The sequence below is a fragment of the Bacillus sp. IBL03825 genome (assembly GCF_024712505.1).
In the GTDB taxonomy this organism is placed as follows: Bacteria; Bacillota; Bacilli; order Bacillales; family Bacillaceae_G; genus Bacillus_A; species Bacillus_A wiedmannii.
Genome location: NZ_JAMXKE010000004.1, coordinates 33,378 through 58,168, shown reverse-complemented (window position 1 = coordinate 58,168; position 24,791 = coordinate 33,378). Strand labels below are relative to the sequence as shown.

The following is a 24,791-nucleotide window of genomic DNA, read 5'->3' as shown; positions in this document are numbered from 1 at the left end:
GGAGAGTGCAACATGACTATTATCAACTTGGATGATTTTCGAAAACAAAAGAAAAACAAGTGGTGACGATACCAATCATTGAACGATATACAAAGAAGATGGCGAGGTTAAGATTGAAGTATCTGGAGAACGAAAAGTTTCTAAAGCCTGGTTAAACAGACACGATAAGCAAGTATAAAAAGACTAAAAAAAAGGACCTGATATTAATATCAGATTCCTTTTCACTATGTATAATTATTTCACTGCTTCTTTTAATTCTTTTCCGGCTTTAAATGCAGGTGCTTTAGATGCAGCAATTTGCATTTCTTCACCTGTTTGTGGATTACGTCCTGTACGTGCAGATCTTTCACGCAATAGTGATAGGTAACGTTTTGTTTATGCAACTCCACGTTTTCCCCCACTTCACACCGTACGTGCGCCTTTCAGCGCATACGGCGTTCCATCGATGTAGATACAAATGTTTACCCTGTACATCGTCACCTTTGTACGGGCATTATAGATACTTCTCGTCGCACATTTTTTTACAACTATACCTATACAGTCATTGTTAATTCTTTTCTTAATTTGTTGACCTTTTTGCACTGGCTAGGAATTTAGTTCCATAACTTGTACATTATTATGACATATTTGTGGCATCGAAGACAAAGCGTTGTTAAGTTAGACACTTTGTTTACTAATTCTAAAGGTAATTTAGGTTTCTTGTGGTGGACTTCCACCGATTCAGGATAAACAAATGATTTACATACGGAGCATTTGGCTTTATCACGCTTTATGGCATACGGTCTGTTCATAAAGTACTCAAAGTTGTGCTTGTGATTGTTGTGGTTAGCATATAGGTTTAATTTTTTCATAGTTAACCCATATGTCTTCGAGATGTAACTTTTAGCCTTTTGTTATGAGCATCGTGCCAAAGGTCTCGTCCCGAAGGGGTGTAAGGTAGCCACGCTGGATTAAACAATCTAGCGTATTCAATCTTTGTGATTGCACATTTTGTATACCCACGATAGTATCCTGATAAGTTTCAGCATACGTTTTGGAGTTGTACTATCGTGCCTTACGGCCTATTTGTAAGTTCACAACATTTGTAAATCTGTTTAGTATGGTTCTTACCATAGAGTTTTTTGAAACTCCCGTAAGTTGACTTAAACAGTATGTGGTCGATTTTGGAAATTGTCCGTTTGGACAGCAATACTGTAATAGTTAGACAGTCCAATTATTTTAGAGTTGATTAGTTCAATCTTAGTGACTCTATGTTTGAGGTGTTTGGTCCTCCGTAATTGGGAAATATCTTTACTTATTTCGCTAACCTTGGGCAGTATTTTCTTCCAGTCAGGATAGACTTTTGCGACAATCTTACCATCCAAACGCTTCGGTTCGGCTTTGATTCGGAATCCAAGGAAGTGTAAAGGTTCCTCACGACAATCCGTGATGACCGTCTTTTCTTCCGATAGTTCAAGGGAGAGTTGGTGTTTCATATACTTTCGTAACTTCGTGAGAAGTTTTTCTGCACACTCTTTTGTCTCCGTTAGGATTATCCAATCATCCGCGTACCTTACAAGATTCGTCTTGTAGTGTTTGGCAACAGATTCTTTCGAAGGAATGGTAATTCTTTTCCTCAACCGTTTTACCATTTCGTGTAGCAGCATAAGTGGTCACTGCCGAATGCGATTCCATAAATCACTGACCATCCAGTCGAAGTTATTTAGGTAAACATTTGCTAACAAAGGGCTGATAATACCACCCTGTGGTGTGCCTTTGTCTGAGCTGAATATGTTTCCATTGTCATGGATTTTAGATTTAACATTTTCCTGATTGAGGAAGGAGGAATTGCTTGTCTTTTATCCCCTTTCCCACAATATCGCGAGTAGCTTATTATGGTTGATGTTGTCAAAATAACCCTTGATATCACCCTTCGATGGCTATATAGGCTTTCGAGTTGATATTCTGAACTATTCTAGCGATTGCGTGTTTCTGATACTTCTGTATGGTCTGAAACCATAACTGTGAGGATAGACTTAGCCTCGCAATAAGGCATCGATAGCCATTCTTGATATCTCTTGAATAATTCTATCAACTATGACCGGAATCCCTAGTGGTCTGAGTTTTCCTGTATTTCCTTTAGGAATTTAGGTTCTTCTTACCGTGCTTGGATTATAGTTGTCGATTTGAGATTGTATTAGGTTGATAAGTTGGTTTTCTATCCATTTGGAGATAGTCATTGATGGTTGTCCCATCTATTCCTGCGGTTTGAGAGCCGCGATTGGATTTGATGTTATGTATGGCTTTATCGATAACTGGTTCGGATTTCATGAACTCGGTTAGATTGTAGATGGGTTTTCCTTCTAAAGCCACCTGATACATTTTATCTTGGAATCCTAATAAATCTCTTTCGCCTGCGATTGTACGACCTTTGAACCCCATATCATCACTCCTATTAATAGTAGTTACTGATAGGTTAGCTGTTTGACTCGGACTTGCCCTCGTATTGTCGTACGTCGATTTTCGCTATATTCTAACACCGACTAGTCCCCCTTTGCTCCGGTATGTTTATATCCTTCATATAGAATTACTTCTATATTACTAATGGCATTACCATCAACACTACTATGGGACACTGACTGCTTTCATCACCTTCATTGGTAATAGCATACCTCCTGTGATTACTTGCTCTCGACTGTTCCGCACTATCTTTCCTTATAAACTAAACTTAGGCTCCCTCTTTACGCCGTTAGGTCTGATTTGAGTTTAATACCACGAATTGTTCTCAAATTCCAAATCCATTTAAGGATTTGGATGATGAAATTATTGAAGAGAATTTCATCACACCTACTCTGTATCCCCTTTGTGACAAGGGGAGGTGGAACTATCGGACGCTTCACGCAAGGGTTCGTCTCCTAGCCATATTTAGTTGTGGAGTCCCGCATCATTGTTACGTCCTCAAGACCTGAGGTCTTCTTATAATAGAAGAGCCACACGCAACGTGGATTACGACTTTACCTAGCTCCGCACAATCTGGTGTGCTATCACCTCGTTGCACGTAGGAGTATCAGACTCTTATCCTGGTTGTGATATTGGATAAGGGGTGTATTTTCATTCACCCATAAGATTGGTGCAGTTAGGATTCAGGTTGAATCCCGCTTCATTTCCTAGTTTTCGGACTTGCGTCCTACCACCTGATTGTCATGAGTGACGTTTAGGCAGCACTAGTTATTGAGCAACAGCCCGCACCTTCAAATGTACCAAAACCAATAATCTGTACTTTCTCTTCATTTGCAAGAGCATTTGTTATAGCATCTAATACAGCTTGTGTTGCTGCAGCTGCATCTTTTTGTGTAAGTTCTGCTTTTTCTGCTACCATTTTTGTTAATTCGGTTTTTATTCATTTTTTGCACCTCTTTGAATGTAATAAGAGATTATTATAACGTACCTACGTTTCTGATGTAAATAAGATATATAGAAAAAGCCCTAGCAAGAGCTAGGGGCAATTCTGTGTGATAGTAGTACCAAGGAAACTAATCTCAGCATACAGTTAACATTTTTTATATTTATATTAATAAATATAAAACGGTGTTTCAGAGTATATGTTTGTTGCTGCATATTCTAAATTTAATAATATCCTTCCAAACTCATTTCATTTTAGAAGGATATTTCCAATCTTTTTCTGTTCCTGCTTTTGGAGTAGAATTAGACGTTTTTTGAGGAAGGGTTTGTTTCTCTATCTTATCCAATCGCTCTTCTACTTTTTCTATTGCCTCTTTTGTTTCTTTCAGCTCTAATTTAATTTCCGTCAACAAACGCAATATAGCGTCTCCCTTTGTCATTTTCAAAGCCAACCACCCTTCATATATTCGTTCAAAAGAGTTTATATAGTTAGCATTTTACCATATCGAGCTTAATACAAAAAACAAGTATTGATGCCACAAAGAAAAGACACTCTCCTTTGAGTGTCTTTTCTCCAACTTGAACCATCTTAATTTTAATAACATCCACTTCTTCTTACAATTACAAATATATCAGCTATCTTTCAAATCACATTCATTTTACCATATTTATCTATAAAAATTTTTAAGAAATATGATTTATAACAATTTTAAATTAAAATCTAGCAAAAAACGAACGTATTTTCGTAAAATAGGTTGAATATTCGGGTTGAGTAGGAATATAATAAGAACAAACGTTCTATAGAGGGGGATAATAAAGTGGATGACTATTCACTTTGCCCAAACGATACAGTATTTTGCCTAGACCTTGTTTCTTTTTTCGCATCGGTTTCTTGCGTGAAATTAGGTTATGATCCACTAAGATAAAATACCAGATGTAATAGTTGTAAATCCGCAAATGGATACATACATACGGTGTTCAAACTATATAGCAAAGATTATATTACAGTACGTTCCCCCTGAATTTTATTTTCAATACAGCATCGATGAGTGCTTTATACAGACTGACAACATACTACCTCTTTTTGCTGATAGTCCCAGAGAATTTGCTGTAAAACTGCAGCACGAAATATATAGAAAAACAAGGGGAATATCCGCAGCAGTTGGAATAGGAAAAAACATGCTCATGGCAAAGATAGCGCTTGATGTGACTGCTAAACATAGTCCAGATCTAATAGCGGAGTGGGATTATAGTGATGTCCCCACAAAAATTTGGCCAATACGTCCACTAAGTAAGTTCTGGGGAATATCGACAAAAACAGAAGCAAAGTTAAATAGGAAGGGAATACATACAATAGGTGACTTAGCTCATTATCCTTTAAAATATTTGCAGCAGGAATTCGGGGTTATCGGAACCGATTTACATCTCCATAGCCATGGAATTGACTTTAGCCGTATTACGGATACATACAAACCAAAATCTACTTCCATTGGGAAGAGTCAAATTCTAATGCGAGATTATAAAATTGAAGAGATACCAGTAATTCTGCTAGAACAGATAGAAGAGGTTTGCTACCGTATGAGAATGAAACATAAACTCGCTCGAACCGTTCAATTCTCAATAGGTTACAGTCGTTCATATGGTGGTGGTTTTAGAAGAAGCGTAACATTTGAGCGGCCAACTTGTATGACAATGGATATCTATCATATATGTCTAAAACATTTGATGCAGTTGCATACAGGCGAACCTATTAGAAGTATCAGTATTTCTCTGACTAACTTAGTAAGTGAAGGTGAGGAACAAATTTCTATATTTGATGATGTAAAGAAGAGAGAACAACAAATTAAATTAACACGGGCTTTAGACGAAATTCGAACTCGTTTCGGTAAAAATAGCATTTTACGGGCTATATCTTACACACCACATTCAACGATTAAATACAGAAATACACTTGTAGGAGGCCACAAAGCATGAAAGAGACACGTATTCCACGAGGACGTGGCATTGAGAAATGGGCACCATTTTCTAGTATGCCGGAACAGTTTGCAGGTCTACATAAATTAATTCATGATCAAACAAAAGTATCCAAACCAATATTAGATTTACAAAAATCTGAAGAAATAAATCAAGTGTTAATACAAGCCATACAGACAAAAGAAGAAGTTGATCTCTGGCATTATAAAGATGGAATTATACTATATAAAATTGTAAGCATTCATAAGTTAGATGCAATAAATAAGACATTAGTTGTTACTGATGCATTTGGTTTTAACAATTCATTGTACTTAGTTGATATTGTAGAGTGTAGCATTCACAAATAATGAAAAAAGGTATGGTTGGACTATCCAAACACATACCTTTTCATGGATTTTAAACACATTTTTACCACCATAGAATGGTAAGTTTTTTGCAATGTTAGTACATTAGAAAATGTCCCTATTAGAATCAATCATTAATACAAATTGTTCAACCTGTTTACAAAAACGCTCACGCTGCTGTTCATCCAGACTTGCATAGGTAGCCTGTGTTGTCGAAATCAAATCCTTAATTGGTTCGTCTTCAAAATCTGTTTGATAACCAATTAACATATTTACCGATACATTAAAATAGAACGCTAAAAGAATTATTGTACTAATATCAGGCTCGTATCGATTGGTTTCCCAATTCTTAATCTGGCTTCGAGTTAAATTCAATTGTTCAGCTAGCTGTTCTTGCGTAAGATCTCTAGATTTTCTTAGTCTTTTTAATACTTCACCAAAATTTATCATAACTATAGTATAAAATTTAAGAATTTCAACTACTACAAACAGTCGCTTTACTACCGTATAATACATAAGGTGTTATTTGCATTTGGTTAATTTCATTTGGTAAAGTGTTTTTTAATGAAATATGTATAATCGATAAGAATATCTAACGCTTCTTGTTGTTTTTCAGCAGGTAAATCTGCAAGTGCTACTTTAATGGATTCTAATTTACTTTCTAGAGGATTATTTCTTCCAAACAATTCATCAATGGAGATATTGTGCAGCTCTGCAATCCGCATTATCGAATCTGCATCAGGATCAGCTTTCCCATATTCCCAATTGGCATAAGTAGTGCGGGCAATATTTAGGCGATGTGATATATCGGATTGGGTGTATCCTTGTTTTTTTCGCAATTCAGCAAGTCGTTTGCTTAGATGAGACATATCATCACCTTTTCCTTTCTGATTTATAAGGTTAGTGTAAAACAGAAAAGGTAAAATGTACCCTTATGACTTATAATAAGTCATTTTTTTAATTTACTTGTAATAAATAGTCAGAATGTTATGATGAAAGAGAAAGATTTAGAGTTCTATGAACAAAAAAATAGGAAAAAATCGATACATTAAATCGAGATTCTTCCTATTATATATACTTACTAAAATAATGAATTTCCTATATCTATTGTGGCCAAGTTTTGACGTCTTGTACGTTCCCTTAAATAACGTTCCGTCGTCATAATAGATTCATGTCCTAAATAGTCACGTATTTTCTTAAGCTCGACACCTTTTCCCATCAAATGATTTGCAAAGAAGTGCCTGCAGGTATGGGGAGTAATTCTATCTTTTCGATAACGTAGAAATGGTAAGTTTATTTCTACAATTTTTTCTGCTACATATTTTGATAAGTAGTCGGCCCTATAGTGAGATCCATCCGCTTTAGGTAGAAAAGCAGATATGCTAGAGGCGTCCAATTCACTTGTTTGTTTACGCAATTGGCGAAGATGACAAATATCATCGAGTACATCCTCAAATATACGGACTTCTCTAGTTTTATTTCCTTTTCCAACTACACGTAGGAGATAGAGATTTAAAGAAGGATGAAATGCAAGGTCAGCCCATTTTGAGTTTGCAACTTCCTCAATCCGAAGTCCAGTAGTCGTAAGGAGGAAAAACAAGGAATACATAAAGAAATTTGTTTTCTTCAGTGTATCTAGAATTTCATTCACTTCTTCCGGAAACAGGTCACGGTTGACTAGCTCTTCTTTTTTTACAGATACTTTTTTGAGACGACTACTAAAGTCGTCTGAGAGTCCATCGTTATCATAAACATATTTTAAAAACTGCTGAACCACTGTTTTCTTTCGACGTAATGTAGTGGCAGCATATTTCTTACTTAATTCATAGAAGTAGATTTCCATCTCATTATGGGATAACTCCTGGATGGTTCCGATTGTTTCTTTTATATAACGAAGAAAATGAGAAAGATCGTGCAGATACTGTTGTTTTGTTCGCTCACTTCTTTTTTTCGTTAAAGAAGGCTCGTCGTGTAAAAATAAATAAACTAATGATTCTTCACTTAATTGAGAGTAGTCAATATTACGGATACCCAAACCCATAATTTTTTCAAAATGACTGCTATCAAAAAAATCTGATTTTGATTTTACAATTTGGTTACTATGTTCGTAATTTATAATATTCAAATCTAAACACAACCTTTTATGGAATGAAATATTAAATAAATATTTTTATATAAATTTTTATGATTCTAATTATACCACAATAAATAGATTATTTATTGTGGTATAAAACAAAACAACATAACTAATTATTTTATATATAGATGAAATAATTTCCGTTAGATCGTATAATCAAAATAGCATACCTTTTTATTTTATTTGAGTTTTCTTTTTTATTCATAAGATAAAGGAGGAGTACTTGTGGAAGATGAACGAAGAGCCATTATCAATGAAATATCCTATTTAGAAGTGAAGCATTGTATCGAATGTCCTTTATATACTTCAAAAGAAGTTGCATCTGAAAAAAACCAAAAGAAAAAAACAAGAAATAATAAATTATGTGAGGGCTGTCCGGTGTATAAAGAAATAAGAGAGAGAGGAGAACGATTGAATAAATTATCAAAACAAGGTACATTTAATACAATAAAACAAAAATATATGGACAATCCAAGTGTGTATTTGCAGTACAAAGAATATCCGATTGAGGTTATAATAGCGGAATTAGGAATAACAAAGTACGAACTGAGAAAACGGATGAAACAAACGATGCTGCAGACTAAAATGGAATAATTCATGATATATGAGGTGGAACCTTGAATTACATATCTTTTGAAGAACTTTGCACAATGGCAAAGTTAAGTAAGGGACAATTGAGTTATTTAATTAAACATAAGCAAATTGAGCCAGCTAATTTAATAAGTTGGAAAGCAGATGGAGGATATAGATTCCACGAGGAAGACGCAAGGAGAATACTTGAAATTTATAAAGATCTATATACTTTAAAAGAGGCGGCTACATATTTACAGAAATCAAAAACATATGTATCAAACATGGCAAAAGAAGGGGCCTTACCATTTAAAGAAGTATTGAAAGGTAAACGAAGAGAAAAGCTCTATCATATAGAGGATTTAAAAGAATTTAAAAGAAGTATGGATAATGTGAATAAGGAAAGCCAAAGAATGTATGATCATATCCCATTGCATACTAAAAATCTTCTATTGTTTGACGCCGTTACATTAGATGAACAACCTGTAAGAGTAATAGATGTAACGAAACGGAGTGGGATTAATCTACAGAATGAATATATGACAATTCCGGAAGATGTTTCATCAAATCATTTTTCTCAAAAATGTATTCAGGCTACGAGAATTACCAAACCTGGGGATGTTACTTTCTTATTCCCATTATATACAGCTTATGACGTCATGTTGTATATAATATCTCATTTAGGTGCCTCAAATGTTCTTGTTTCTAAAAAAAATGAAGGGTACTTGATGAAGTGCAAACTAGGAAATATCCCTTATGATGCTCATATATTTAGAGTGCTTAATACTTGTTTGATAAGTGGTAACTTGCAAAAGAAGAAAGATATAATATATTTTACAAATAATAAAGAGCATGTCAGTTTGTATCTAAAATCTGAAATAATTGAGAATGCGAAACACATGGCCAAAGAAAAAGGGTATAAGGGATACAAAAAAGTGTTAGAAGAAATTTTAAGTGAAAAATTGAGTGATTAACGGATATATTGCGTGAAAATACCTCAACAAAATCGGCTATTTATAGCCGATTTCTTTTTAAGGGTTTTATTAGCCCTGTATTAAGGATAACTTCTTCTTGGGTAAAATGACATTAACTTCAAAATAGAACCCTCATACAATTCAATCTGAGAGCCCGTTTTTTGAAGTAGTTAAATTAAATTGCAAATTGTATTTTTAAAAGCAGTGTTCCCTCTTCGCTACAAATTCTGAATATATAGAATAACTTTTAAATTAAATGAATTTAAAATACAAAAGCGCGTATCCATCAGTATACATAATTAAATTATAGTAAACTAATGTTCGGTTTAATTCCTACACTAAAATATTAGAAAATGGTTGAGGCCGTAAGGATTTGCTATTTAAGAGAGTGGAAACATAATAAAATAGTAGTACAATTGCATAATAGCATGGGAATTTTCGTTTGCGATTTTAATACTCAAAATGATCCATCTATACTACGAAAACGACAACAATTTTTAAAAGACATAGTTGATAAATTCAAAGTACAGAGCTACATGAATGCAGCAATCAATTTTTCTAAAGTTTTCCTGGAAAATTTAATTATGTTTACTGATATCTTTTGTAGAATCTATTTTTATAATAATATCTTTAATCTTCAATGGAATAGTTTTTTTGAAAACCTAATTTTTTTAATATCTTGTCCCCAGAGTTAAAATTTTCTAAATGGAGAGGTGTTTTAGGGTGCATAGAAAATTATGGGGAAAATGTAATATTTGTAACTACCTGATTTTTAATATGACCATATGTTCTCTCAAATATTTTCATTTTAAGTGATATTTTTATTTATTTCTATCCCATTTTGTTTATTATGCATTTCCTAAAAGAAATGAAGTATTTATACATAACTATTTAATGTATTTTAATTGGAAACTTCCTTGTTGAGAAAATTACAATATGATTCTGCTTTTTCAAAGATACAAATCTCAAAAATGATTATTTTTGAGATATTCGAACAACAAGCGCTTCCCGAAAGCTTTTCTTAAAAACTATATCCCTGATAAGTGTTTTTTGAATGGTGATAAATTAGGATAAAATAACTTTATCAAGTAAATTTATAAATAAATATGGTAAAATAGGTATAGAGCGAGAGCTCAAAAGTAAAATGGTGATTTAAGATAAAAAGTACTCATTTGGGTGCTTTTTTTCTGTCTTACATACAGAAAAGGGGATTGTATCATGAATATTATTGACTTAGAACTAGTCCGAAAGTGTAAAATAAACAAAGATAAAATGATTACAATACCAATTATTGAACGGGTCTATGAAAATAATGGAGAAATTCAGTTTGAAATAATTGGTGAAAAGGAAGTTTCTATTGCTTGGCTAGAAAAGGATAGATACGAAAATAATTTTTGAATATTAATTTACATTCATTTTCTTTATGTCATTGAGTTTTTTGTATTATCTTATTTTATTCAAAGACACTAATCAAAAAATAAAAGGAATCGGAACCATCTATACTATATATTAACAAAATAAGAGTTTTAAAGTGGGGGTTTTTCTGACGTGCAACGAATTAAGAAATTTATTTATAGTTGCATAACAGGGGTTCCCAAATTGCTTGTCTAATTCGATTTTCATAGATTGACACCCTCACTCCTAAAGAGGCAAGCTGACTAACGTCAGTTGAATTCTTGCTGTCAAAGGCGAAGTCCATTTCTGGTATCGCTGACGTGCAAGAGTGCGGTGTGCCATCACCACTCTCACGACAGACCGTATAGGTTCGTGAGCTACGGTACCATGACCAGACCATACAGCTAGTCGCGTGTTCAAATGTTTTAGTATCTTGTTCTTGATGCACATATCATTTTATCGATAGCGTGAATCTATCAAACTCCATATGATATCTTGTTTTCAAGGAACAAATAGGCGTTTTAAAGACTTGTTCTTATCTAAAGTTAAATTATACTCAAAAAACAATTATTTTTTTATGAAAAAGCGATTGTTTCATCCCGTGCTTAAATCCGGACTAAAGTACGGTAGGGGATTTCCTATATCGCGAAATCTGTAAGTTATATAAAAATATTCTACTATAGAAATGTATATATTTTTGTGTGGAAATTCAATTATTCTCATTACTACCTGTTGGGTACTATGCAACTACAAACAATTTGAAAAGAGGACCTTATAGATTAATAATGTTGATTATGTCAATAAATATGTAAAATTATATATATGAATAAGTATTATTTGTTAATTAATTTTATATTTATATATAAAACCTTTGATACATGTTACTGTTTAGGTGTTAAATACAAATAAGGAGATGGAAATATGTTTAAAAAGCTTGTTTTAGGAGTAACTTCATTAGCAATAGCATCAGCAGTTGGATTAGGTTTTTCGTCGGAAGCATCAGCAGCTCCAGCGCCACCACTTACTTCTGTGAAAATAGTAAAAGTTGAATCACAGTTCGGAGGAGTAGAATTTATTAACTCAAATAGTCTTAGTACATCTCAACACCATGGTGGTAGTTATTTATACGTTTATACTAGAGATATGGGTTATGGATCTAATCCAGGCGCACAAATGAATGGAGGATTCCTTAAGAAAGTAGGCTCAACCCCAATAGATGTGAACGGTGATCGTACAATTGATGGGTGGGAGTATAAATGGGATGCATCGGTTTATCAATCTGGTGGCCAATTCCAATATAAAAATAGATCTACAAATGCTCCGTGGAATACACTGTCTACGTCTTTAAATATTAGATAAGGGATAAGTAGGGTAATAAAAAGAGCGATTTATCATCTCAAAGGTGGTGAATCGTTCTTTTTGTGTCTGCAAAAGCACAAAGCAGTTATATTTTAAGCAAAGGTAGAAGCAAGGCGTTATTTATCATTTTAAAATGATTTACCAGACAAGTGAGGGAATTCAAATGGTTTATGATTCGCCGCTTTTATAAGAACTGAAATGGAATATTATCTACCCAAAGCTACTTTACAAATAGTATGATATATTCTTTATAAATTATGAACTTTTAAATCAAAATTGATAATGATTTCACGAAATCATTATTTAATCTTAGTACAATAAAAGAGGAATCCACTATTTATGAACGAGTATTCCAATGTGATTGTGGTTGCGTTTCCACTGCTCCAAAAAGTACTATTCCTATATTCTTCATTTTCAATTATCCAACGATAAAGAATAATCGAATGGATAGATAATTCTTTTACAACCTCTTTCACAAATATATTCTCTTCCAAAACTCATTGGATTAAGGTCATTTTAAATTGACAATCATAGACTTTCCTACCCATAAACTGAATCACCTTTTTCATTTAACTTAGTGTCCAATTTATTGTAGCATCTCCTATCCAGCAATTAGGGGGCAAAAAAAATATTTTTCATATAATAATAAATGCATAATCATTTTATTAACTTTATGCATTTATTATAAGGGGAAATTATTTTTAAAGGATAGATTGGAGGAAGCTATATGTCATGTGAAAAAGATAAAAGCCAATTTGATTCAAATGAAATTTTGTTTGCACCTACTTTAGACCCTAGTTTAATAGGGCCTACTTTCCCGCCGATTCCATCTCTTACGTTACCAAATGGAATTACAGGACCTACAGGGCCAACGGGATCTACTGGGTTAAATGGAATTACAGGACCTACAGGGCCAACGGGGTCTACTGGATTAAGTGGAGTTACAGGACCTACAGGGCCAACGGGATCTACTGGGTTAAATGGAATTACAGGACCTACAGGGCCAACGGGGTCTACTGGATTAAGTGGAGTTACAGGACCTACAGGGCCAACGGGATCTACTGGGTTAAATGGAATTACAGGACCTACAGGGCCAACGGGGTCTACTGGATTAAGTGGAGTTACAGGACCTACAGGGTCAACGGGATCTACTGGGTTAAATGGAATTACAGGACCTACAGGGCCAACGGGGTCTACTGGATTAAGTGGAGTTACAGGACCTACAGGGCCAACGGGATCTACTGGGTTAAATGGGATTACAGGACCTACAGGGTCAACGGGGTCTACTGGATTAAGTGGAGTTACAGGACCTACAGGGCCAACGGGATCTACTGGGTTAAATGGGATTACAGGACCTACAGGGTCAACGGGGTCTACTGGATTAAGTGGAGTTACAGGACCTACAGGGCCAACGGGATCTACTGGGTTAAATGGGATTACAGGACCTACAGGGTCAACGGGGTCTACTGGATTAAGTGGAGTTACAGGACCTACAGGGCCAACGGGATCTACTGGGTTAAATGGAATTACAGGACCTACAGGGTCAACGGGGCCCCTGTCTACAGCGAATAATGCACGTATTGGTCGTGATCCTGCAAATGATTCCGTTGTTGTTGCAGATGGTGATTCTATTATATTCACAACTGGTTTTACGATAAATGGAACCGATATTTCTTTTACTGGTCCCTCTCCAGATATCAATCTTAGCGGAGGACATACGTATTTTATTTCTTACGAAACAAGTGCAACGATACCAACCAATGGTCAAGTTATCGTAGATTTAGGTACGATTACTGGTGCCCGGAGTCAGTTCTCGCAACAAACAGTTGCATCAATTGTTACATTGAGTTCTAGCGCAATCTTTAATGCTGGTGGGGATATAACAATAAATTTAATTAATAACTCTGGTGCGAGTGTCACTTTTTTAAATCCTATAGTGAATATCATCGAATTATCGTAAAACAATCATTAATAACTGCAACTAAAATAAAAGAAGTATCTATTGAATATAGATATTGTAAGTCATGAATTCTATTATAAGTTTATATACTAAAAACAAATGAATGTGATGGAGATTCAAATCTCATTTAAGTTTAAAAGTGTATGGCATATGCAACATATTGTGCCTATGATTTGTGGTTATTTTCAAATCATATTTTTTCTTAAGTTTTTTCAATAGTACAGTGAAAATATATTAAAAACAAAAATAATCCGTAATCAGTGTAGACTAATTGTAAATATTAATCTAAACATGTACAATTTCCCTTGTTAAGAATGTATAAAATCACTCATTTTTTTACTTAAATGACCTTTAGTTCGATACTAACGAGCTAAAGATTTTGAAACACTTCGTCTCATGATTTGGAATTAATATTAGTGCTTAAGATGGTACTACTTTTTATAACGTTTATCAATTAATTGAATGCGTTGTTTTGCATCCTCTTAATTAATAGGTAAATATCTAATTTCTACAATGATAAGTAACTTGTGAGGGTGTTGCAAAATTCATAAATATTCAAACTTGAATGAATAAAGAAATCCGTCTTCCAAGAAGACGGATTTCCAGGCTGTGGAGAAAGTCTTCTCCACAGCCTGTTTTTGTGTCTGAACCTCTTTTTATGTGTCAACACTGATAAAAAAGAGGTAAAGGAGAGATTTTTTATGATGGGTGCTTTAAAAAATCATCGTGATGAGCGTGTATCCGTTTCTGTAGAAGAATTAGTTCCGCAAGACCATTTCCTTCGTGCGATTGAAGCGACAATTAGTTTTGATTTTATTGAGGAAAAGTTACGCCCTTATTACTGTAAAAACAATGGTCGTCCGTCAATTCACCCTATCGTTTTATTTAAGATGATGTTTATCGGATATTTTTATGGTATTCGTTCAGAGCGCCAATTGGAAAAGGAGATTAAAACGAATATTGCCTACCGTTGGTTTCTAGGTTTTTCTCTATCAGATACAATTCCAGATCATTCTACAATCAGTTGGAATCGCCGTACTCGTTTCATTCATACGAATATTTTCGAAGAAATTTTTGATGAAATTGTGAGTCAAGCGACAGAGCAACGAATGTTGGGAGGACGTGCGTTGATGACAGATTCTACACACATTAAGGCGAATGCTAATAAAAATAAATTTGTACATAAATATAAAAAAGAAAAGGCAAAGTTCTATATAGATGAACTAGAAGCTGCGGTAATCGAAGATCGTGAGGTACATGGAAAAAAGAATTAAAACCTAGAAAGGAAAGTGATACCCCTACTAAAAAAACTCGTATTAGTACAACGGATCCAGATAGTGGATTTTTAATGAGGGATGGAAAACCGAACGATTTTCATTTCTTAGATCATCGTACGACTGATGCGAAATATAATATTATTACAGATATCTATATAACGGCTGGAAATAGGGCAGATTCCGAGCCGTATTTAGCACGTCTACAAGCTCAAATTAATAAATTTGGATTCAAAGTTGAAGCTGTAGCTCTTGATGCAGGCTATTTTACAGGTTATATCTGTAAGAAACTATCAGAACAGAATATATTTATGGTGATGGGGTATCGCCGATTTGGAAAGCGAAATAAAGACGTTCCGAAAAGCCAATTTAAATATGTAAAAGAAATGAATGTATTTGCTTGTCCGATGGGATGTATTTTAGAATATACGACAACGGATCGCGAAGGATATCGTCAATATAAATCAAATCCAGAAGACTGCGCTGTTTGTCCGCTACGTGAGGTATGCTTTTCAAAAAAACAAAAACAAAAAGTTATCACTCATCATATATGGGAAAAATATAAAGATATCGCTAGAAAAAACAAACTAACAGCTACAGGGAAAAGGCTGTATAAAGTGCGCTGTTCAACTATAGAGCGAAGCTTTGCGGATGCCATAGAACTACATGGCTATCGATATGCTCGGTTTCGAGGGTTGAAGTTTGTCCAAATGCAAGCTTACCTCACTGCAGCTTGTCAAAATATGAAAAAAATAGCCCTTCACCTAACCAAAAAGGTTCTGGTGGAGGGCTATTTTTCTAAAATTTATTATTTTATATTGTTTTCATTCACTAAAATTAAAAAGGATTGCAGAGTGTTGGGAACCCTAAAGGGTTTCCCAACACTCTGAATATCTATATTCAATAGATACTTCTTTTATTTTAGTTGCAGTTATTAATGATTGTTTTACGATAATTCGATGATATTCACTATAGGATTTAAAAAAGTGACACTCGCACCAGAGTTATTAATTAAATTTATTGTTATATCCCCACCAGCATTAAAGATTGCGCTAGAACTCAATGTAACAATTGATGCAACTGTTTGTTGCGAGAACTGACTCCGGGCACCAGTAATCGTACCTAAATCTACGATAACTTGACCATTGGTTGGTATCGTTGCACTTGTTTCGTAAGAAATAAAATACGTATGTCCTCCGCTAAGATTGATATCTGGAGAGGGACCAGTAAAAGAAATATCGGTTCCATTTATCGTCAAGGAAACTGTGAATATAATAGGATCACCATCTGCAACAACAACAGAATTATTTAAAGGATCACGTGTAATACGTGCATTATTCGCTGTAGACAGAGGCCCAGTAGGACCGGTGTTACCATCTAATCCAGTGGGTCCAGTAGGACCGATGTTACCATCTAATCCAGTGGAACCAGTAGGGCCGGTGTTACCATCTAATCCAGTGGGTCCAGTAGGACCGGTGTTACCATCTAATCCAGTGGAACCAGTAGGGCCGATGTTACCATCTAATCCAGTGGGTCCAGTAGGACCGATGTTACCATCTAATCCAGTGGGTCCAGTAGGACCGGTGTTACCATCTAATCCAGTGGGTCCAGTAGGACCGGTGTTACCATCTAATCCAGTGGGTCCAGTAGGACCGATGTTACCATCTAATCCAGTGGGTCCAGTAGGACCGATGTTACCATCTAATCCAGTGGGTCCAGTAGGACCGGTGTTACCATCTAATCCAGTGGGTCCAGTAGGGCCGATGTTACCATCTAATCCAGTGGAACCAGTAGGGCCGATGTTACCATCTAATCCAGTGGGTCCAGTAGGACCGATGTTACCATCTAATCCAGTGGGTCCAGTAGGACCGATGTTACCATCTAATCCAGTGGAACCAGTAGGACCGGTGTTACCATCTAATCCAGTGGGTCCAGTAGGACCGATGTTACCATCTAATCCAGTGGGTCCAGTAGGACCGATGTTACCATCTAATCCAGTGGGTCCAGTAGGACCGGTGTTACCATCTAATCCAGTGGGTCCAGTAGGGCCGATGTTACCATCTAATCCAGTGGAACCAGTAGGACCGGTGTTACCAGGTCCAGTAGGACCGATGTTACCATCTAATCCAGTGGGTCCAGTAGGACCGATGTTACCATCTAATCCAGTGGGTCCAGTAGGACCGATGTTACCATCTAATCCAGTGGGTCCAGTAGGACCGGTGTTACCATCTAATCCAGTGGGTCCAGTAGGGCCGATGTTACCATCTAATCCAGTGGGTCCAGTAGGACCGATGTTACCATCTAATCCAGTGGGTCCAGTAGGACCGGTGTTACCATCTAATCCAGTGGGTCCAGTAGGGCCGATGTTACCATCTAATCCAGTGGGTCCAGTAGGACCGATGTTACCATCTAATCCAGTGGAACCAGTAGGACCGGTGTTACCATCTAATCCAGTGGGTCCAGTAGGACCGATGTTACCATCTAATCCAGTGGGTCCAGTAGGGCCGATGTTACCATCTAATCCAGTGGGTCCAGTAGGACCGATGTTACCATCTAATCCAGTGGGTCCAGTAGGACCGATGTTACCATCTAATCCAGTGGGTCCAGTAGGACCGATGTTACCATCTAATCCAGTGGGTCCAGTAGGACCGGTGTTACCATCTAATCCAGTGGGTCCAGTAGGGCCGATGTTACCATCTAATCCAGTGGGTCCAGTAGGACCGATGTTACCATCTAATCCAGTGGAACCAGTAGGACCGGTGTTACCATCTAATCCAGTGGGTCCAGTAGGCAGCGTAATAGATGAAAGTGGTGGGAAAGTAGGTCCTATTAAACTAGGGTCTAAAGCAGGTGTAAACAAAATTTCATTTGAATTAAATTGATTTTTATCTTTTTCACATGACATATATTTCCCTCCAATTTTTCCATTTAAAAATAATTATTCTTTATAATAAATGCATGAGAATAATAAAATAATTCTGTTATTTTTTCGAATCATAACACATAGAATAGGAGTGACATATATTCACCTGCTATTAAAGAAAAAAGAAATGGTAAAGTCTAAAATGTACCCTATAGAATAGACATTGAAAAAAGTCTATTCTATAGAGTATTTCTTGTATAATAAGAGGGACTTTGGGATTGGAGAAGGTTCAAAATGACAAAAAGGCTATTTACAGAAAGAGACATTCAACTTTTATCAAGTAACCCATACGTCAAATCTGTAAGTCAGAAAGGTATCTCGAAATATTTTTGAAGAATGTGGTTTTGATATAGATGTGATTGGAATAAAACGAGTTATGTCATCAGGAAGTAGATGGCGTGCTGCTTATAGAAAAAATGGTGTATTTGGTTTGCGAGATACACGTACTGAAAACACTGGAAGAACTCTTGAGAGAGCATACGTTAGAAGAGAAGTATGTCCGTTTAGAAGACGAACGGAATTTACTAAAGGTGGAAGATGAATTGTTAAAAAATCAAACTTATGGAAGGAAGGATGAGAAGAAAATAACATTACCACCTAATCAGAAATATATCTTGATTCGTTCTGTCATCATAAAATACAATTTAAGAAATATGGTGAGTCACTTGTGCAAAGTAGCTGGTGTATCCCGTTCGGGATACTATAATTATTTTCCGTTTCATCTCAAGAACAACGGAAACAACAGAGCAATCAAGATGAAATCGTGAAAGAAATCAAATTAAAAGTACTTCGATTTAGAAATTGAAAGAAAGAGGCTTGTCAAATAAAAATGAAATTGGCGGGTCAGTTTCAAGTTTTCTACAATTTAAAGCGTATCCGTAGGGTCATGAAGTAATATGAGATTGTCTGTCCGGTTCAGTCAATCGAATCCTTATAAAAGAATGCTGAAAGCGACAAAAGAACATCGAGTAGTACCGAATCGATTAAATCGAGAATTCAAACAAAACATCCGAGGAAAAACGCTTCTTACAGATATCACTTATTCAGTTTACAGTGAAAATAAAAAGGCTTATTTGTCTGCAATTTTAGATGGCCCCACCAATGGGATTTTAGCTTACCATGCTCCAGAACAGATGACATTAGACCTCGTAACGATAACCCTCCATAAACTAAAAAGGAATAAGAGGATTCGATTGACTGAAGATGCATACATTCAGTGAGATCAAAGAGTCCACTACACAAGTCCTGCCCACTAAAAATTAGTCGAAAAGCAATCTATATCAAGAAGAGAAAACTGTTGGGATAACGTCCCGCAAGAATCGTTTTTTGGTCATCTGAAAGATGAAGCACATATAAAACCTTGCGAAGTTGAAACAAGAAATTAAGTTATATATGACGTATTATAATTATTATAGATATAAATGGAATTATAAAAAAATATGTTGCCTAACTTTTTTCAAAATGTTCTTTACAAAGGGTACAGATTACTTTGAATATAACCTTTGATAAGGATGTATTTTAACAAGATATATGTAAAATATAGACTATAGTCTATATTCAATCACAAAAAAGGCTATAGTACTTGGGGGTTGCAAAATCCATAAATATTCAAAACTGAATCCATCTTATATATTTTATTTGCCGATGTAGTCAGTTTAATAATTGGAGGCGTTCCTCTTAAGATAGGTCGACCACCAATCTGTAGAAAAGCATTGTTAAAATATTTGTTTCTGAAGACTGTATTTCAAATTGATTCCTTACGGAAATGAACTTATTTTCCATATGAATATCCTTTTTTTCGTGAGTTTTGTGGTTTATCTGTTGTTCCTCATATCTTTATTTTTTCACGTGTAGACGCTTGGTTTTGTGAAGAAGGAATTCTCCTTTAATTCATGAACAGGTATTAAACGAGAAGATGTTATTAATTGGAATTACGAAAATGATAAAATTTTAAAGCTGATGGCAAATAGAGTATATAAAACAAGAAATGCATTAATTCATAGTAATAGTTCAAAAAAAGATATAACATATCATCCTTATTTGTATAGGACGGGGTTAAATAAAGAAATTAATCTTATTAAAGAAATAGCTTGAACTACTCACCACTTAACGTCCTAAAGGACTGTTTGAAGTGGGAGATTCCTAAGTACGGAAACCTAGCGGTTAGGCTATTCCCGTAGTCCCTACGGTTAAGAGACGAATCGCTTCGTTTTTAAGATTCATTCCTTCGTTAATATCTCTATCGTGATGTGTGCCACAAGAAGGGCAATCCCATTCACGAAGATTTAGATTTTTAACGTTTTTATTTTGGTAACCACAACTTGAACATAGCTGACTAGAAGCAAATGTTTTTGAGACAACTACAACTTGTTTCCTGTACCATTTTACCTTGTATTCCAACATATCTCGAAATTGTGACCAAGATACTTCACTGATTGCTTTGGTAAATTTCCCGTTTTTTTAGCAAAGTGCTTACTTGTAGGTCCTCAATCCCAATTACATCATGTTATTTTTTTGATTTCGGTAGAGATTTTATCCAAGTAATCTTTTCTCGCATTACTAATATGTTCATAGACTCGTGCCAATTTCACACGTTGTTTATTCCATTTCGAAGAATCTTTCGCTCTTCTGGAAAGGATGCGTTGAGCTTCCGCTAACTTATTTTCTAATGTACGAAAGAATTTAGGTTTTTTGTATGTATATAGAAAGTATTAAAGAATTATAAAATAAGACAGAGTCGATCAATTACCTGTTGAGGCTGCTGATTTACTTTTTGGATAAACTCTCGTACAGCTTTACGAATTTCAGCAACAGATGTATAGAATACATTATAAATAATAGATGATTTGAGCCATTTCCACAGGCCTTCAATTGGGTTCAAATTGGGGCTATATGGGGGTAGAAACACCAGCTCTAATCTAGAGGCATATTTCTCTAAAAAAGGTTGGATGAGCTTTGCGTGATGAATTCTAGCATTATCCAGTATCATAACAATTTTCCCTTCGAGATATTGCATAAGTACTTGTTGAAGAAAAGATAAAAATACTTTCGCATCAAAACGTTCTTCCTCCATGCATAGGGTGTTTCCCTTTTCATAATCCAGAACGCCTAATAATTTCACACTTTGATGGGCTCCGTAGGTAGGGGTTTTTCGTTGTTTTCCTTTACAAAACCAAGAGTAGCCAACGGCTACATAGTCACGAATTGTGGATTCATCTTGAAATAAAATGGTGTCAATTTCCCCATTTTCGAGTTTTTTTATATGTTTTGAACGTTTCAAGAAATGCTTGTTGCTTCTGCTCATCTGCTTTTTCTAGTGTATAAGTTGGTCTCGTATGGCTGAAACCAAGACGATGTAGAATATTTAATACGGCTCTATCTTTGTATATAATGTTCCATTCTCGATATATCCACTCGCGAAGTAAAGGTGCTGTCCAGTTCATTTCTGATTTGAGTCCTAATTCTGCTGGGGTGTGGTGAACAACGACCTCATATATACGTTCTTCTTGTTCAGGTGTCAACCGGCGCGGTGCGCCTGGAGAATAAGATATTTCGAGACCAGCAATTCCGGCTGCTTGATATCGTTTTATATAGGTTCCAATTGTTAAGTTAGAACGACCAATAATTTCAGCGATTTTTATATTTGTATATCCTCTTAGATGCAATATAATTGCTTGGTAACGTTCATATAAACGACGATTTTTTTCTTTTTTCATAACTTTTTCTAATTCATGTATACGTATTTCTAACTGATCGTACTCCATAGCTCGTTTCATAAATCCATCCGTCCATTCTATAGTGGAATACTTTATAGAATTCGACAAAACTATTCAAAATCATTTAATGCGTTCTATATAGTTCCATTTGAAAGAATAGCAAAATCCTTTAATACCATATTAATTCCAACAGAAGATCCTGTTTTCGGTAATTCTTTTACTTTTGTCTCAACTAGCAAAGATAAAAAGTATTTATCACTTGGATTCCGTCTAAAGATAGCATTTAGAATACGTCCTGTTACCTCACGGCTCTTTACAAACTTCACCAGTCCGAATTTAGGTAGTTTGATCTTATTTTCTATTACAGCAATATTTCCATTTGTTTGTTTTGTTGTGTAAGATTGGATGTTATTTCGTTTTGACTTAAATCGTGGAAGATTGTTCTGTTTCTTGAAAAAGCATCTACCAGATTTTTCAATGTGGATTGAAGTGCAATACTGTCTACTTCTTTTAACCATATCGTGTCATTCTTCTTTTTTAATTGCGTAAGCTCGGCAGAGCAAGAATGATAGGTTAATCCTTTCCCTGTTTCTTTGTATGTACTGTTCCACATAGTAAGGAAGCGATTGAATACAAATCGACTACAACCAATCGTTTTGACAATTAAGATTTCTTGTATTTTATTCGGGTAGATCCGAAATGTATATGCTTTATTTATTAATATTGATTGCACCTCACTTTCTAGCGTTCTTCTTCATAGTATACAAAATAAGTAGGCTTACGCCTACTGACATTCATCTCATATATTATATTTAAGTCTTCTTTTAACCCAAGACTTTCTTGCTAATAAAAGGCCTACAAATAATACTTGGATGTCTCAGAATATTTCTAGATAATGATTTTAGGATCATTTGAGACAATTCTATTCCCACCTGTGAATTTACCACATTTTTAGAGTGTTTCTTAGTGAACGTGCGGAACTCCCTACTCGCAGGCTGAGCAGCCTGACCCTCGAACCTAGATGATAGTAGCTCTAGGGCGGCTTTCGATTCAGGACGAGCTCTTATACACGAGGTTGTTGGTCGGCGTACACACTAGTAGAGATATCTCGAGACGTTCAAGAAATGATTCTAAATAGAAAGGAGGTCTCTTACATGAGATTATTTGTTGGTTTAGATGTAAGTTCATTTGATATAAAAGTTTGTTTTTTAAATGGTGAAGGAGAAAAACTGGATTCTTTTTCGTTCAACAATGACCTGCCTGGAGTTAGGGTACTTAAAGAACGATTATTGAGTCGTGTAATTGATGAAAAGGTCGAGAACATCAAAATTGGATAAGAATCGACATCTGTTAATAGTTTTGGAACAAAGGTATTTCTCCTAAGCCCAAAGCAAATGGCAAACTTTAAGAAAAGCTACCCCGACAGGAATAAAACGGATGAGATTGATACTTTGGTCATTGCTGTTTACTTACGATTTGAACGTAATCAAATGTCCATTGTAAAAGGAGAGCCAATATGTGGCACTGCAGCAACTAACAAAATCGCGCTATCAACTCGTCAAAATGTTAACGAAAGAAAAACAGCACTTTCTTCAACATCTAAGTTTTAAATGTAATACATTTTCACAAGAAGTGGATTCTTCTATATTTGGTAACGCTATGATGGAACTATTACTTGGAAAATTTAGTTTAGAGGAGCTCGCCAATATGCCTTTAGAAGAATTCGCTGAGTTCCTACAGGAGAAAGGCAGAAACCGCTGTAGTGATTCAAAGTGCGTAGCATCGTCCATTCAAAAAGCGGTGAAAGCATCTTATCGTTTAGATAAGGTTGTAGAAGATTCCATAGATGTAATTTTAGGCACATTAATCGCATTCATTCGTACGTTTCAACAGCAAATTAAAGAATTAGAAAAATCTATTAAGAGAATTATGGATGAATTAATACAAACACTTGAATCCATTCCTGAAGTGGATCCTGTATACGCTGCCGGAATTATTGCTGATGATACTCCATTATCTCGTAAGGGTAATTACTATTTACGCTATTACTTAGTTGAAGACGCCAACTAAGTAATAAGGCATGTATCAGATTACTAAGAGTATTACGTAAAAAAATATAATGAAGTACCAAAACATCAACACAAACGTGCCCTCGTTCTAACTGCAAGAAAATTTGTGTGATTGGTAGATGCGCTTCTAATGGAAATTGGAGTGGAGCTATCAATATTAGAAACGAAAGCATTTTCTTATTAACATAAATATAATTAGATCTCTCGGTTCACTCGGGGCAGCCTAATCAACCAAAAATCGTAGGCTTTCATATCTAGGGGGGAAACCCCACCTTTAAACGTTAGCCTAGGTGGGGTATAAGTTTATCGTTTTACAACGAATGTATATACACCATTTAAATCGCCATTAGCTTTGTATGCTGCTACCTGAGCTGTCCCTTCGCCAATAGTTGTAACCTTATTTCCGGAAAGTGAAACTACATTGCTTCCATATAGGATGCTAAAGCGTGAACCAGTCATATAATACGTACTATCAAGTCCTAAAGTGGCAGTAGTATCTCTTGGTTGAACAAAATTAGAAATTTTATTTTTTTCCATCGATGGCTTTTCAGCTGCTAGTACACCTCCAGCACTTGATAACATAATTCCAGTTGTTATTGCTCCTACTACTAACTTTTTTAACATAAGAATCCCTCCAGTGGTATTAATATAAGAACTTTTTGATATTTTTTAAAGTTCTTATATTGATAATACATTACAAAAAAATAATTAAAAT

The 24,791-nt window shown here is 35.3% G+C and carries 16 protein-coding genes and 9 pseudogenes; 11 read left to right on the top strand and 14 right to left on the bottom strand.

Going from position 1 to position 24,791, the window contains the following annotated elements:
• Positions 1-234: 234 nt before the first annotated feature.
• From NHG49_RS31260 to NHG49_RS31235, 6 genes and pseudogenes are all read right to left on the bottom strand, one after another.
• Positions 235-354, bottom strand: a pseudogene (locus NHG49_RS31260) (HU family DNA-binding protein); the annotation flags it as partial.
• Between the two features lie 239 nt (positions 355-593).
• Entirely contained in the window at positions 594-791 is a 198-nt protein-coding gene (locus NHG49_RS31255; RefSeq protein WP_258127241.1) for an HNH endonuclease signature motif containing protein, read from the bottom strand.
• 351 nt (positions 792-1,142) lie between these two features.
• Complete coding sequence (locus NHG49_RS31250; protein ID WP_258127240.1) at positions 1,143-1,631, bottom strand: reverse transcriptase domain-containing protein; 489 nt, start codon at positions 1,629-1,631, stop codon at positions 1,143-1,145.
• Positions 1,632-2,151: 520 nt separating this feature from the next.
• Positions 2,152-2,421, bottom strand: coding sequence for a hypothetical protein (locus NHG49_RS31245; protein ID WP_258127238.1), 270 nt, complete (start codon positions 2,419-2,421; stop codon positions 2,152-2,154).
• Between the two features lie 808 nt (positions 2,422-3,229).
• Positions 3,230-3,379, bottom strand: a pseudogene (locus NHG49_RS31240) (HU family DNA-binding protein); the annotation flags it as partial.
• Between the two features lie 247 nt (positions 3,380-3,626).
• On the bottom strand, positions 3,627-3,821 hold the full coding sequence (locus NHG49_RS31235; RefSeq protein ID WP_033710306.1) for a hypothetical protein: 195 nt from the start codon (positions 3,819-3,821) through the stop codon (positions 3,627-3,629).
• Between the two features lie 378 nt (positions 3,822-4,199).
• On the opposite strand from NHG49_RS31235, the pseudogene NHG49_RS31230 reads away from it, so the two are divergent.
• Together NHG49_RS31230 and NHG49_RS31225 are read left to right on the top strand one after the other, a co-directional pair.
• A pseudogene (locus NHG49_RS31230) lies at positions 4,200-5,355 on the top strand (DinB/UmuC family translesion DNA polymerase).
• Complete coding sequence (locus tag NHG49_RS31225; RefSeq protein WP_258127237.1) at positions 5,352-5,702, top strand: YolD-like family protein; 351 nt, start codon at positions 5,352-5,354, stop codon at positions 5,700-5,702. Before NHG49_RS31230 ends, NHG49_RS31225 begins: the two are co-directional and overlap by 4 nt.
• Before the next feature lie 102 nt (positions 5,703-5,804).
• Here the strand turns inward: NHG49_RS31225 and NHG49_RS31220 are convergent, their stop codons facing one another.
• From NHG49_RS31220 to NHG49_RS31210, 3 genes are all read right to left on the bottom strand, one after another.
• Complete coding sequence (locus NHG49_RS31220) at positions 5,805-6,149, bottom strand: helix-turn-helix transcriptional regulator (protein WP_258127239.1); 345 nt, start codon at positions 6,147-6,149, stop codon at positions 5,805-5,807.
• 92 nt (positions 6,150-6,241) lie between these two features.
• Positions 6,242-6,568 (bottom strand): helix-turn-helix domain-containing protein, encoded by a 327-nt coding sequence (locus NHG49_RS31215; RefSeq protein ID WP_258127236.1) that lies wholly within the window; start codon positions 6,566-6,568, stop codon positions 6,242-6,244.
• A 212-nt stretch (positions 6,569-6,780) separates the two neighbouring features.
• Positions 6,781-7,824 carry a tyrosine-type recombinase/integrase gene (locus NHG49_RS31210; RefSeq protein ID WP_258127235.1) on the bottom strand — a complete coding sequence of 348 codons (1,044 nt, stop codon included), beginning with the start codon at positions 7,822-7,824 and terminating at the stop codon, positions 6,781-6,783.
• 237 nt (positions 7,825-8,061) lie between these two features.
• Here NHG49_RS31210 and NHG49_RS31205 point away from each other — a divergent pair, with 237 nt between their 5' ends.
• The 6 genes from NHG49_RS31205 to NHG49_RS31180 all read left to right on the top strand — a co-directional run bounded on the left by NHG49_RS31205 (position 8,062) and on the right by NHG49_RS31180 (position 16,258).
• Complete coding sequence (locus NHG49_RS31205; protein ID WP_258127234.1) at positions 8,062-8,430, top strand: transposase; 369 nt, start codon at positions 8,062-8,064, stop codon at positions 8,428-8,430.
• A 56-nt stretch (positions 8,431-8,486) separates the two neighbouring features.
• On the top strand, positions 8,487-9,380 hold the full coding sequence (locus tag NHG49_RS31200) for a helix-turn-helix domain-containing protein (protein WP_258127233.1): 894 nt from the start codon (positions 8,487-8,489) through the stop codon (positions 9,378-9,380).
• 1,218 nt (positions 9,381-10,598) lie between these two features.
• Positions 10,599-10,778, top strand: a complete 180-nt coding sequence (locus NHG49_RS31195) for a hypothetical protein (RefSeq protein WP_258127232.1) — start codon at positions 10,599-10,601, stop codon at positions 10,776-10,778.
• 918 nt (positions 10,779-11,696) lie between these two features.
• Entirely contained in the window at positions 11,697-12,134 is a 438-nt protein-coding gene (locus NHG49_RS31190; protein WP_258127231.1) for a DUF4879 domain-containing protein, read from the top strand.
• 727 nt (positions 12,135-12,861) lie between these two features.
• Entirely contained in the window at positions 12,862-14,094 is a 1,233-nt protein-coding gene (locus NHG49_RS31615; RefSeq protein WP_308665832.1) for an exosporium leader peptide-containing protein, read from the top strand.
• 701 nt (positions 14,095-14,795) lie between these two features.
• Positions 14,796-16,258 (top strand): IS1182 family transposase gene (locus tag NHG49_RS31180; RefSeq protein WP_374987945.1). Its coding sequence is split into 2 segments (ribosomal slippage): positions 14,796-15,357 and positions 15,357-16,258, totalling 1,464 coding nucleotides; the frame shifts between segments, so codons are not numbered across the junction.
• Between the two features lie 56 nt (positions 16,259-16,314).
• Here NHG49_RS31180 and NHG49_RS31175 read toward each other — a convergent pair.
• Positions 16,315-18,273, bottom strand: a complete 1,959-nt coding sequence (locus NHG49_RS31175; RefSeq protein WP_308665829.1) for an exosporium leader peptide-containing protein — start codon at positions 18,271-18,273, stop codon at positions 16,315-16,317.
• Positions 18,274-18,525: 252 nt separating this feature from the next.
• Between NHG49_RS31175 and NHG49_RS31170 the strand changes: the two are divergent.
• Together NHG49_RS31170 and NHG49_RS31165 are read left to right on the top strand one after the other, a co-directional pair.
• Positions 18,526-19,797: pseudogene (locus tag NHG49_RS31170) on the top strand (IS3 family transposase).
• Between the two features lie 98 nt (positions 19,798-19,895).
• Positions 19,896-20,203, top strand: a pseudogene (locus NHG49_RS31165) (transposase); the annotation flags it as partial.
• Between the two features lie 251 nt (positions 20,204-20,454).
• Here the strand turns inward: NHG49_RS31165 and NHG49_RS31160 are convergent.
• From NHG49_RS31160 to NHG49_RS31150, 3 pseudogenes are all read right to left on the bottom strand, one after another.
• Positions 20,455-20,990 (bottom strand): annotated as a pseudogene (locus NHG49_RS31160) (RNA-guided endonuclease TnpB family protein); the annotation flags it as partial.
• A gap of 20 nt (positions 20,991-21,010) precedes the next feature.
• Positions 21,011-22,055: pseudogene (locus tag NHG49_RS31155) on the bottom strand (IS630 family transposase).
• A 92-nt stretch (positions 22,056-22,147) separates the two neighbouring features.
• Positions 22,148-22,731 (bottom strand): annotated as a pseudogene (locus NHG49_RS31150) (RNA-guided endonuclease TnpB family protein); the annotation flags it as partial.
• A gap of 430 nt (positions 22,732-23,161) precedes the next feature.
• Here NHG49_RS31150 and NHG49_RS31145 point away from each other — a divergent pair.
• A pseudogene (locus tag NHG49_RS31145) lies at positions 23,162-24,185 on the top strand (IS110 family transposase); the annotation flags it as partial.
• Positions 24,186-24,379: 194 nt separating this feature from the next.
• Here the strand turns inward: NHG49_RS31145 and NHG49_RS31140 are convergent.
• The gene (locus NHG49_RS31140) at positions 24,380-24,700 is read right to left on the bottom strand and encodes a BLB8/JUQZ-1 family protein (RefSeq protein ID WP_258127230.1); all 321 of its coding nucleotides are present in this window, start codon (positions 24,698-24,700) and stop codon (positions 24,380-24,382) included.
• Positions 24,701-24,791: the final 91 nt, after the last annotated feature.

Bases quoted from the DNA above. Each gene is read 5' to 3' on its own strand.
- NHG49_RS31255 (WP_258127241.1), bottom strand. From the start codon at position 791: ATGAACAGACCGTATGCCATAAAGCGTGATAAAGCCAAATGCTCCGTA.
- NHG49_RS31250 (WP_258127240.1), bottom strand. From the start codon at position 1,631: ATGGTAAAACGGTTGAGGAAAAGAATTACCATTCCTTCGAAAGAATCT.
- NHG49_RS31245 (WP_258127238.1), bottom strand. From the start codon at position 2,421: ATGGGGTTCAAAGGTCGTACAATCGCAGGCGAAAGAGATTTATTAGGA.
- NHG49_RS31235 (WP_033710306.1), bottom strand. From the start codon at position 3,821: ATGACAAAGGGAGACGCTATATTGCGTTTGTTGACGGAAATTAAATTA.
- NHG49_RS31225 (WP_258127237.1), top strand. From the start codon at position 5,352: ATGAAAGAGACACGTATTCCACGAGGACGTGGCATTGAGAAATGGGCA.
- NHG49_RS31220 (WP_258127239.1), bottom strand. From the start codon at position 6,149: ATGATAAATTTTGGTGAAGTATTAAAAAGACTAAGAAAATCTAGAGAT.
- NHG49_RS31215 (WP_258127236.1), bottom strand. From the start codon at position 6,568: ATGTCTCATCTAAGCAAACGACTTGCTGAATTGCGAAAAAAACAAGGA.
- NHG49_RS31200 (WP_258127233.1), top strand. From the start codon at position 8,487: ATGGCAAAGTTAAGTAAGGGACAATTGAGTTATTTAATTAAACATAAG.
- NHG49_RS31195 (WP_258127232.1), top strand. From the start codon at position 10,599: ATGAATATTATTGACTTAGAACTAGTCCGAAAGTGTAAAATAAACAAA.
- NHG49_RS31190 (WP_258127231.1), top strand. From the start codon at position 11,697: ATGTTTAAAAAGCTTGTTTTAGGAGTAACTTCATTAGCAATAGCATCA.
- NHG49_RS31615 (WP_308665832.1), top strand. From the start codon at position 12,862: ATGTCATGTGAAAAAGATAAAAGCCAATTTGATTCAAATGAAATTTTG.
- NHG49_RS31175 (WP_308665829.1), bottom strand. From the start codon at position 18,273: ATGTCATGTGAAAAAGATAAAAATCAATTTAATTCAAATGAAATTTTG.
- NHG49_RS31140 (WP_258127230.1), bottom strand. From the start codon at position 24,700: ATGTTAAAAAAGTTAGTAGTAGGAGCAATAACAACTGGAATTATGTTA.